Genomic DNA, 11,210 nt, shown 5'->3' with positions numbered 1-11,210 from the left:
TCCCACACCGCCCCACCTCTGACAGATCTCCGCGATCTGGTAGATCCACGCCATGCGTGGATGAATCTCCATCGAAATCGAATATCTCGACAATTGATCGAAGAGCATCCACGCATGGCGTGGATCTACGTGTCGACCAAGGTCGACACCCACCAACTGCTGCAGAAATCTGTCGAAGGCGGGGTGGGTCCGGTTGCGGGGGTGTCCGCGGCATGGATGCCGCGGCCAAGCCTACAGGGACGTATTCACGGCGTCCCCCGCAACCGGAACCACCCCGCCATCCCACGGAATGCCAGCTTCTGCTGTTGCTGTTGCTTCTGCTGTTGCTCGCGCAGTGGCCTCGGCGGGTGCAGGGCGCAGCCCTGCCGACACCCCCTACCGCACTGGCACGTCGTAGGCAGTACCGGCATCCGGCTCGGGCTGCAGCGTGTAATGCCACCACTCCTGCGCATAGTTGGCGAAACCACGTCGTGCCATCGCCTGCACCAGCTGTTGGCGGTTGGCGTTCTGTGCATCACTCAAGCCCGGCGTCTGCGTATGCGCGCGTGGGCCGAAGAAATCGAAGTCGGTGCCCATGTCCATCGGCGTGCAGCGCCCGCTGCGACAATCCAGCAGGCCAAGATCCACGGTGGCACCGCGGCTGTGGCCGGAACGCTCGGCGATGTAGCCGTCGCTCAGCAGCTGCGGCTTGTCCAGATCCGGATACTGCAGGGCCTTGCGCGACTGTTCCCGTGGATCGTTCACCCAAGCCATGAACGCCTGCACCGCGCGCACCGGGCGATAGCAATCGTAGAGACGCAGCGCGAAACCCTGCGCGCGCAGGTCGGCCTCCACAGCGGACAAGGCCTTTGCCACCGGCGCCAGCAGATAGCATGCTGGCGCCTCATAACCCGGCACGGGCGCAGCGGTGAAGTTGTTGGCACCGGCATAGCGGATGTCCATCTCGATGCGCGGCGACAGCGTGCGGATATCCACCAGCCCCGCCGCAGTGGCGTCGGTGACGGGCGAGATGCGCGGCGGCTCAGCGGCGTGGGCCGCCGGTGCCAGGGCAATCGCCAGTACGAGTGAAATGCAGGTCCTGGAAGTCATAGCTGAAGTCGATCTCCGGATCGATGGCGCGCAGCTCCAGCGTCGGCGTGTCTGCACCGGGATTCAGCCATGCCTGCGCCGAGGGCTCCAGCGTATCCCACCGCAGCAGCCAGCGCCCCTCCAGTTGCTGCACAGTTGCCTGCAGCGTGGGCGATTTGTCCACGCTGAAGCGCAGGCCATTGGCGGTGGGACACAGCGATGCCGGGCCCAGCCAGGGATCGCGGTAGCGTCCCTGCCATTGCGCCAGATCGGTGACGGCGGCCGGTTGCGCAGCCCTGGTGGAGGGCGCACGACTCCCCGTGGCGGCGCGTACAGCCCGATCGGCCGCCAGTTCGGCCAGGTAGTACCCCACATGTTGCGCGTCTTCCGGCGCGGTGAACTGTTTCAGCGCCGACTGCATCAACGCGGTACGCGCCTCTTCGGCCTCGCCGTTGATCAGCATCACCACACCGACCTTGCGATCCGGCAGCAGCGCCAGCGAGGAATACATGCCCGACAACGTACCGGTGTGCGCGACTTTCCAGTGCCCGTCCATGTCCGACACCCGCCAGCCCAGCCCATAACCGTAGAAACGGGCGTTGTCCCAGTCGCGTTGGCGTTCGCCCAACGGCATCGGCATGTGCAGTGTCCACAGCATGCGGCGTTGCTCGGCGCCCAACCACGCCGGTGCCAGCGACGGGTCCAGCAGCACCTGCATCCAGCGCGTCATGTCGCGCAGCGAACAACGGATGCCACCAGCCGCCATCGACGTCAGGTCGGGGCTGAGCGTTCCATCCGCACCGACCACCACATTGCGGCCATCGCGCCGCACATGCGGTTGGGCGACATTGCCGACCTGCTTCACCGACCACGCGCCCACCTGGCAACGGGTCATGCCCAGCGGTTCGAATACCCGCTCGCGCATCAGCTGGTCATACGGCTTGCCACCGGCGGCCGCGGCCACCTCGCCGGCAACGACGTACATCAGGTTGTCGTAGGCGTAGCCGCTGCGGAAGCTGGTGACCGGCTTCAGGTGTGCCAGCCCGGCGATGACGTCACTGCGGGTGAAGGCATTGGGTTCCGGCCACAGCATCAGGTCGCCGGCACCCAGGCCGAGGCCGCTGTTGTGGATCAGCAGATCGCGTACCTGCAGGTGTTCGCTCACCCACGGGTCATGCATGCGGAACGCCGGCAGATGGCGCTGCACCGGATCGTCCCAGCGCAGCTTGCCCTGCTCCACCAGCGTGGCCAGCAGCGCGGCGGTCATCGCCTTGCTGTTGGAGGCGATCTTGAACAGCGTGTCCTCGTCGATGCGGCCGCCGTCACCGCGCACTCCTTCGGTGTGGCGATAGACCACCTGGCCATCCTCGACCACTGCCATCGCCATCCCCGGCAGGTGCTCGTGCTGGACCACGAAGGCGATGTCGGCATCCAGGCGTGCCGTATCCACGGCCCCTGCAGGGGCGGCGGCAAGCAGCACGGCTAAGGTCAGCAGGCGATACACGGTCGGTCTCCATCGGCAGCGCCGGGCAACGCCCGGCACTGCGCATCCTCATCGATCAGAAGTTCCAGGTCACCACCAGCTGGGTGTAGCGCGGGGCCTGCCAGCGGGTACCGGTGGCGAAGGTGTTCTCGCGGTACTGGCCAGGCTGCGCTTCGTAACGCTGATGCACGTTGATGGTCTTCTGGTTGTTGAAGATGTTGTACACCGACAGTCGGGCACTCAGGTCGATGCCCTCCACCGGCAGGCGCCAGGTCACGTTCGCCCCCATGGTCCAGGTCCACGGCAGGCGACCGAAGGCACCACGCGGGCTGTATTCGAACTGGCGCTTGTCATACGGGCCGGAACAGTTGGCCACGCACAGCCAGCCGGTGCCACCACCACTGCCTTCACTGGACGTGCTGCCACCGGCGATCGAATCGTTCGGCCACATCACGCCATAGGCGGTGATCGGGCCGCCGGACTGCACCTGCAACGTGGTGCCGAACGACCACTGCTTGTTCAGTGCATACGCAGCACGCAGCTTGAACTGGTGACGGAAGTCGTTGAACAGCACGCCATAACGTTCGTTGGTGGCCGGGTGATCCCAGAACTGGACCATGCCGGTATCACCGTAGTTGGTATCGGAGTTCACCGGCCCTTCGAAATTGCCCTCGCTCTTGGACCACAGGTAGGACGCGTTGAGCATCCACTTCTCGTCCCACGCGCGGTCGATCTGGAACTCAAGCGCCTTGTAGGTACGCTTCGGCTTGGAATAACCGATCACCTCGCCGCTGCCCCCCTTGCGATAGCCACTGTTGGCGGTATCGATGGTGATCCATCCTTCGTTGGCGCAGCCGATGCTCTTGTCGCCCCAGATGGTCAGGCTCTCGCCCGGGTTTGCGATCGGCCACAACGTGCTCGGCGTCGGTCCGCAGGGGGTGTAATTGATGCGGATGTCATCCAGTGCGCGGGTCATGCGCCGGTAGGTGGCATTGACGCCCCACGACCAGGCCTGGTTGATCATGTTCTGGAAGCCGAGGATGTACTCGTCCTGGTAGACCGCCTTCAGATCCTTGTCCACGCTCTGCCGCAGGTCGGCACCACCGGTGTTCATGCGGGTGTCGGTCGGCCCGATCTGCTGGCCGATGACCGGTGCCATGTACGCCGAACCGGTGGGCGAGGTTTTCCGTTCCCAGCCCTCAAGCACGTAGTAGCTGTACTCGTCGGTCAGGCCGCCGGCGAAGTTGACGTTGATGTTGTTGGTCACCGGCAGGTAGTAACGGCCCGCGTTGCCGAACAGCTTGGTGCTGCCATCGCCCTTCATGTCCCACGAGAAGCCCACGCGCGGCGCGATCAGATCGTCCATCTTGATGAACGCCTTGCCGGCGGCGGTGCGGTTTTCGAAGCGGTCCCAGCGCACGCCCAGGTTCAGCATCAGGTTGGGAGTGATGTTCCAGATGTCTTCCAGATAGAAGGCATTGGCTTCGGTCTCGAACTTGCCGCCGGATTGCCGGTTGCGCGCGCGCAGCATCTCGGTGACACCGGCCGGTACGTAGGCATTGGCACCGTCCCACACTTCATCCCCGGGACGCGCCACGTACGCGGTGTAGCTCAAGGCGGTCGGCCCGGGATAACGGGTGGTCTGGTCGGTGGTCATCAGCTCGCGGTCAACGCCGAAGCGCAGCAGGTGGTCCCCCAGCTGCCATTCGAAGTCCAGGCGCGCCACGTCGCGCGTGTCATCACGTTCGGCCACGGCCGTGCCGGTCGGATGGCAACCGGCGCGCAGGCCCTGCAGCTTGGACAGACGGGTGCCATAGGTGCTGTCGGTGAACACCGGGCTGCAGGCCTGGTCCAGCGACGAGTTGGTGAACGCGCGCTGGTTGTTCTGGCCGACCATCGCGCGGGCGGTGAAGTTCTGTCCGAAGTGGCCAGTGTAGGTGGCTGACCAGTTCTTGCCGCCAGTCTCGGTGATCGAGTCACCGCCCCAGTCGCCAAGGCGGTTGTCATCCCAGTCGTATGCATAGGACGCGTTGGTGACATCGCCCTCATCGGAGAACGCCAGCAGCGCCAGGCTGTGGTTGTCATTGATGTTCCAGTCCAGCTTGGTGCCCCAGAACCCATTGCCGGACTTGTTCTTGAACCAGGTGCTGCCATCGGACGAGGTGTTGTGGCCGCGGTCGTTGCGGTCCTCGTACATGGCGAACAGGAACAGCTTGTCCTTGATGATCGGCCCAGAGCCCCAGACGTTGGTTTTCAGGAACGAGTTGTTGTCGCGGCTGCCGTAGGAATGCGGCGTACCGTCGCGATGGAAGTGGTCGCCGCCGCTGGAGCGCCCAGCACTGGGCTCGGCAGTGACTTCCACGCCGCCCTTGAACTCGTTGCTGCCTGAGCGGGTGACCGCATTGATCACGCCGCCGGTGGAACGTCCAAACTCGACCGAGTAGCCGCCGGTCTTGACCTGGAATTCATTGAAGAACGCGAACGGTGCCGTGCTGAAGCCGCGTCGCGTGTACATGTCGGTGACGTTGAGGCCGTTGATGAAGACCGCGTTCTCGGCCACCGAGGAACCAGCGAAGGACAGGCCGCCGAACGACGAGTTACCGCCGACCACGCCCGGTGCCATCAACGCGACAGCGGACAGGTCCTGTGCCACCGGCAGCCGGGAAATCTCCTGGCGGTTGATGTTGAACGAGGTCTCGGTGGAATAGACGTCCACCCGGTTGATCACGCGGGTACCGACCACCTGCAGCGCATCGAGGTTGGTGACGCCGCCACCACTGGCCAGGTTGACTGTGGTGGTACCACCGACAGCGACGCTGACCGCCACCTGTTCGCCCAGTGTCTGCCCATCGCGGCTGAGCTGCAGCCGGTAGTCACCCACCGGCAGCTGGCCGAGGCGGTAGCTGCCATCGGCACCGACGGTGACCGTCCGGGTCAGACCGGTGCCGGCATTGACGACGGTGATCTGATCGCCTGCGGTCGCGCGGCCGGCGACGGCGCCCGACACGTTCTGGGCCATGGCCGTGGTAGGCAGCATGATGCCCAGGCACGTCCCGAGGGCGACGCACAAGGCCGCCCGCTTGATGTTGTAAGCCTTCATCCCCTGCTCTCTCCTGCAAGAATTGAATGGTGGTGGGGTGGTGTGTCGCGCTAGCGTTGCCCGGCTGGCAGTACCCGCCACTGGAAGTCATAGCTCCATTGGTCGAAGTACAGGTTGCCGCCTGACCACTCGGCCTCGCCGCGCTGCGAGTCGACCGTTTCCGAGCGGTAGTGCTGTTTGGCCGGCACGAAGGCCTGGCCGAAATCGTCGTTGAAGGCGATGCGGTAGCCATCGAGGCCACCCAGGTAGAAATCACGCAGCGCGGGCGTGTCGATGGCCAGCGCACCGGTGGTCACATCCATCGGCAGCCAGCCATAGGGCGCCAGGTAGACCTGGCCCCAGTCGTGCAGGTTGTTGTAGCCGCTGCCATCGTCGGAAAACACCATGCCCGACTGCCAGCGCGCGGGAATGCCGTTCATGCGCAGCAGGGCGATCAGCAGCAGGGTCTGCTGCCCGCAATCGGCGTGGCCGGCACGCAGCGCGTAGTCGCTGATGTTGCTGATCGTGGAGTACTCACGCGCCCCTGCCCACGGAATGCGGTCGACCGCCGCGAACAGCCTGCGTACCACTTCATACGGGCGTGTCTCGCCCTGCAGCACCTGGTCGGAGAACAGCTTCAACGCTGGGGTGAAGCGTACGTGCGGCAGCTGCTCGGCCAGATAGGGCTTCAATGCGGGATCATTCGGCGTCGCCTGCACCTTCGTCGCATCGATTGCCGTGTGACGCGCGAAGATCGTCACCGCGTAGCGGATTTCAAAGCGCGTCGGCTGGCCAGCCACGGCCTTGGCTTCCAAATAGGCGGTGCGCTGCTGCGTGCTGGCCGGGGCGATACGCGCCTTGCCCGGCGAACTGGCAACCCACTGCACGCGCTCCTGCTGGCCGGGAATCTCGCGCGGGTACGGAATCCATGCACGAATGGTTTCGCCGGCCGGCACTGCGTCCGCTTTCACCGTGAGCGACTGCGTGAATTCGATGCGCTGCGGCAGCACAGATGTCGTGCCGCTCTGTTCGGAGACAGCGACTGCGCGCGCGTGATGCGCATTGAGCACTTCATTCGGGCCGGGCGGTGGCATAGGCGCATCTGCCCGACGACGCGCACGCGCCTCGTCGCTGAGCAGGAACAGGTTCGACGGTGCGCGCTTGAAGTACCAGCGTGTGCCGTCGATATCGTAGTGCTCGATCAGCCCCTGCTGGTCCCAGCGCGCGAACTCCTCGTCGGTCAGGTCGGGAATCCAGCGGCGAACGGCGGCCTTGGCTGCGGCTTCGTCGAGGCTGAAATCCATCTTGATGCGGCGCATGCGCTCGTACTGGAAGTCGGCGGGTGCGGGCACGCCGTCTGCGGCGAACGTCGCATCGACATCCCTGAAGCGACCGCTGTCGACCAGATCGATCAGCTGCGTTTCCCGCTCACGATCGACGGCACTGCGCTGATCCGCGGCCGGTGCCGCCCACGCCCACAGCAGCAGCGCGGCACCAAGGCCGGCAGCGGCAGGCAGAGACGGTTTGCGAACGGCAGGATCCACAGCGACACTTCCCAAGCGCGGGTGGTAACGGCTGTGTAACACGGGCCGGAGGACCGGTCAATAATTTATTCTTGCTTTCGCGGCCGAAAGGAATAAATATTCCAACAGGCTTTCGAGGAGGGTGTGCAGCGCATGATCCTGGCTTCCCGCGAACCGCGTCGGCACTGGCCGCGCAGGTTGACCCTGGCGCTGGCGCTGGGCCTGCTGGCTGTACCGGCCTTTACCCAGGCGGCCACGCCTGCACCCGACCCCGGCGCACCGCTGCCCTACGTGATCGGCCTGCATGAGGCCTACCTCACCCCGGATTACTGGGCCGCACGCCTGGACAACGCCGACGCACCGATCCTGGACCGCGCGCAGATCAATGCGCAGAACGCGCGGATGCGCGCCGAGGACAACCACATCCAGGACATCGCCACGCTGCCCGCACAGCTCAGCGCCACGCAGGTGCGCGACAGCATCGGCGCGCTTTCGAGCTGGCCCAAGCGGGCGCTGTATGACGAGAAGGGCCAGGCCATCGCCCCCGGCCTGCGCACCGCAATCGAAGCCAACCTCGGCCTCGACGCCGTTCCTGCGCAGGTTGCACCGTCGTACGGGTTGGTGGTGAAGCGTGCCGCGCTGCGTACCTTCCCGACCCGCCAGCGTGTTTTCAGCACCGTCGGCGATACCGATATCGACCGCTTCCAGGAGTCGGCACTGTTCCCCGGTGACAAGGTTGCCGTGGTCCACCGCAGTGCCGATGGCCGCTGGCTGTTCGTGCACAGCGAGCGCTACAGCGCCTGGATCGAAGCCGATGCCGTGGCCAGTGGTGACAAGGCCACGGTGCTCGGCTACGGCGCGAAGGGCCCGTACCGCATCGTCACCGGTGCCACCGCGCACACCGCCTACACCCCCGAAGAACCGCGCGTATCGCGCCTGCAGCTGGACATGGGCGTGCGCCTGCCGGTGCTGGCCGACTGGCCAGCCGCCGAACCGGTGAACGGGCAACAGGCGCACGCCTCGTGGGTGGTGCAGCTGCCGGTGCGCGAGGCCGATGGCCGCCTGCGCCTGGTGCCGGCATTGCTGCCGCGCTCGCAGGACACCGCCGCCGACTACCTGCCGCTGACCCCGCGCCTGCTGCTGCAGCAGTCGTTCAAGTTCCTCGGCGAGCGCTACGGCTGGGGCCACGACTACGACACCCGCGACTGCAGTGGATTCGTGTCGGAGATCTACCGCAGCTTCGGCGTACTGCTGCCGCGCAATACCAGCGCACAGGCGATCAGCCCGGCGCTGGACCGCCTGCCATTCACCCCCAAGGACAGCAAGGCCTTGCGCGACCGCGCCGTCACCGATCTGCAGGTGGGCGATCTGGTCTACATCCCCGGCCACGTGATGATGGCCATCGGCCACGTCGACGGCCGCACCTGGGTGATCCACGATACCGCGGGCGGCAGCTGGTTCGGCGCCGACGGCAAGCGTGTGCAGGCCCATCTCAATGGCGTATCGGTCACGCCGCTGGAGCCGATGATGGCCAGCGACAGCGTCCGCTACATCGACCGCATCACCAACATCCAACGCCTGCGTGCCAAGAATCCCTGAATGAAGATCACTGCCATCGAACTGGGCATGCTGCGCGTGCCGCTGAAAACACCGTTCAAGACCGCGCTGCGCACCGTGGAGACCGTGGAAGACGTGGTGGTGCTGATCCGCACCGATACCGGCCACACCGGCTACGGCGAGGCGCCGGCCACCGCAGTCATCACCGGTGACACGCACGGCTCGATCATCGAAGCGATCCGCCACTTCATCGCCCCGCGCCTGATCGGCCAGGAGGTGGTCAACCTCAACCGCCTGTGCACGCTGGTGCAGACCGCGATGGAGCGCAACACCAGCGCCAAGGCAGCGGTGGAAATCGCGCTCTACGATCTGTGGGCGCAGCTGCATGGCGCACCGCTGTACCAGATGCTGGGTGGCGGCGACCCGGTGATCACCACCGACATCACCATCAGCGTGGACTACATCGACAAGATGGTGGCCGATTCGCTGTCGGCGATCGAACGCGGCTTCGAGTCGCTGAAGATCAAGGTCGGCAAGGACATCGGCGTGGACATCGAGCGGGTCAAGGCGATCCATGCCGCCGTGGAGGGCCGAGCCCTGCTGCGCCTGGACGCCAACCAGGGCTGGACCGCCAAGCAGGCCGTGCATGCGATGCGCACCCTGGAAGACGCCGGCGTGGTGCTGGAACTGCTGGAACAACCGGTGAAAGCGGCCGACATCATTGGCCTGAAGTACGTCACCGACCGCGTCAACACGCCGGTGATGGCCGACGAAAGCGTGTTCAGTCCCAGCCAGGTGATGGACCTGATCCAGCAACGCGCCGCCGACATCATCAACATCAAGCTGATGAAGACCGGCGGCCTGTCCAACGCGATCCGCATCGCCGACATCGCCGGCATCTACGGCGTGCCGTGCATGATCGGCTGCATGATCGAGTCGAGCATCAGCGTCGCCGCGGCAGTGCATCTGGCGGTAGCCAAGAGCGATGTGATCACCAAGGTCGATCTGGATGGCCCGTCGCTGGGGCAGTTCGATCCGGTCAGCGGCGGGGTGCGCTTCAACGAGTCCGAGATCAGCATCAGCGATGTGCCGGGGCTGGGCATCACCGAAGTGCGGGGGCTGGAGATGCTCGGTTGATTTCTGCCTTGCGGCTGGCTTGGCGTACAACTGACTTTGGGTCGGGCGTTACTTTTCTTTTCGCGAAAAGAAAAGTAACCAAAAGAAACGCTCCGCCGGCCGCGAGCCGGTGCTGTGCACCGGTTCCCTGCGCTCCTCGGCCCGTCGAGGGACGGCGCGGGAACTCGCTGCGCTCAGACACCCGCGCCTCTTCGCCCTCGCCGGACCTGCGGTGCTCGGCTCGCTTGAAGGCGGACTCAACAGCAGCTCCGGGTAGATCCACGCCACGAGTGGATGCTCCTGCTTCTGCTCTACCCCGCACCCCCTTCGCGGCTGGCACGCGCGCGATCTGTCCGGGGGCGGGCGGGTGGGGTTTGCTGGGGTGTCCGCCGCATGAATGCGGCGGCCAAGCCTGCACGGACGTACTTGCGGCGTCCCCTGCAAATCCCACCCACCTGACCCACTCCATGAGACGCTCTACGCAGCCAACCGCAACGCGCCTACACATGCCCGGACACCCCGCATGCCGCCCCTGCTGAAAATCCGCACCGAGCGCGGGCAGATGTCGGCCATCGAACGCCGCATCGCCGACTTCATCCTCGACAACGCCCACCTGCTGCGCGATTACTCCTCGCAGCAGCTGGCCAGTGCGCTGGGCATCAGCCAGTCCAGCGTGGTCAAGTTCAGCCAGAAGCTCGGCTTCAAGGGCTACCCGGACCTGAAGTATTCCATCGGCGAGGATGTTGCCCGTGCCGGTGCCGACCCGCAGCAGGCGCCGGCCGCACCGGACATCAGCGATGACTACCTGCGCCTGGGCGATGCCCTGCGCCGCAGCAAGGCGCAGGCCGAGGAAGAAACCCGCCAAGCCAACCCCCGCGAGGAGATCGAACGCATCGTGCAGCTGCTCGACGGCGCGCCGAAGCTGTTTGTCCACGGCCTCGGTGACGACGGCCTGTACGCACGTGAATTCGCCATGCGGCTGTCGCTGCTCGGCCTGCTGGTAGTGCCCCATACCGATCCGATCCTGATGCTGGCCAACCTGTCCGCGGCGCGCCCGGGTGATGTGCTGTTGATGTTCTCCGAGTTCGGCAACCTGCCACAGCTGTCGCAGCTGTCGCGCCAGTTCCAGGACATGGGCGGCAAGGTGGTGTCGATCACCCGCCACACCGCCAACCCGCTGCGCGCGCACGCCGATGCGGCGCTGGTGGTGTGCGCGCACGACCGCGCGCCGCAGGTGGCACAGCTGCTGTACCGTAGCGCCATGCATGCCCTGCTCGATTTCCTGTTCGTGCTGCTCTGCCACGCCAATCCGGATCGCCAGCAGCAGCTGGCGGTGAACCTGGAACGGATCGATCACCTGCTGGATTCCTGACCGGAGCGCCCG

7 protein-coding genes are annotated in these 11,210 nt (G+C 65.5%); 3 read left to right on the top strand and 4 right to left on the bottom strand.

Annotation, left to right across the window (positions count from 1 at the left end; all coding sequences use genetic code 11):
- Nucleotides 1-375 precede the first annotated feature (375 nt).
- From ACFX4F_RS16415 to ACFX4F_RS16400, 4 genes are read right to left on the bottom strand one after another with little or no spacing between them, the layout of a single operon-like run.
- Nucleotides 376-1,089, bottom strand: a complete 714-nt coding sequence (locus ACFX4F_RS16415; RefSeq protein WP_380657162.1) for a M15 family metallopeptidase — start codon at nt 1,087-1,089, stop codon at nt 376-378.
- A complete protein-coding gene (locus ACFX4F_RS16410) occupies nt 1,022-2,572 on the bottom strand; it encodes a serine hydrolase domain-containing protein (protein ID WP_380657160.1) in 1,551 nt (516 codons plus the stop codon). Before ACFX4F_RS16410 ends, ACFX4F_RS16415 begins: the two co-directional genes overlap by 68 nt.
- A gap of 55 nt (nt 2,573-2,627) precedes the next feature.
- On the bottom strand, nt 2,628-5,651 hold the full coding sequence (locus tag ACFX4F_RS16405; RefSeq protein WP_099821360.1) for a TonB-dependent receptor: 3,024 nt from the start codon (nt 5,649-5,651) through the stop codon (nt 2,628-2,630).
- A 50-nt stretch (nt 5,652-5,701) separates the two neighbouring features.
- Nucleotides 5,702-7,174 (bottom strand): transglutaminase-like domain-containing protein, encoded by a 1,473-nt coding sequence (locus tag ACFX4F_RS16400; RefSeq protein ID WP_380657157.1) that lies wholly within the window; start codon nt 7,172-7,174, stop codon nt 5,702-5,704.
- A gap of 132 nt (nt 7,175-7,306) precedes the next feature.
- Here ACFX4F_RS16400 and ACFX4F_RS16395 point away from each other — a divergent pair, with 132 nt between their 5' ends.
- The 3 genes from ACFX4F_RS16395 (at nt 7,307) to ACFX4F_RS16385 (ending at nt 11,198) form a co-directional block, all read left to right on the top strand.
- Nucleotides 7,307-8,752 (top strand): SH3 domain-containing protein, encoded by a 1,446-nt coding sequence (locus tag ACFX4F_RS16395; protein ID WP_380657155.1) that lies wholly within the window; start codon nt 7,307-7,309, stop codon nt 8,750-8,752.
- On the top strand, nt 8,753-9,847 hold the full coding sequence (locus ACFX4F_RS16390; RefSeq protein WP_099821358.1) for a dipeptide epimerase: 1,095 nt from the start codon (nt 8,753-8,755) through the stop codon (nt 9,845-9,847).
- 502 nt (nt 9,848-10,349) lie between these two features.
- Complete coding sequence (locus ACFX4F_RS16385) at nt 10,350-11,198, top strand: MurR/RpiR family transcriptional regulator (RefSeq protein WP_100461502.1); 849 nt, start codon at nt 10,350-10,352, stop codon at nt 11,196-11,198.
- Nucleotides 11,199-11,210: the final 12 nt, after the last annotated feature.

It is taken from the genome of Stenotrophomonas sp. YIM B13575 (assembly GCF_042787595.1).
In the GTDB taxonomy this organism is placed as follows: Bacteria; Pseudomonadota; Gammaproteobacteria; order Xanthomonadales; family Xanthomonadaceae; genus Stenotrophomonas; species Stenotrophomonas lactitubi_B.
The sequence above is the reverse complement of the archived record's forward strand: the minus strand, read 5'-3'. Positions and strand labels throughout refer to the sequence as shown.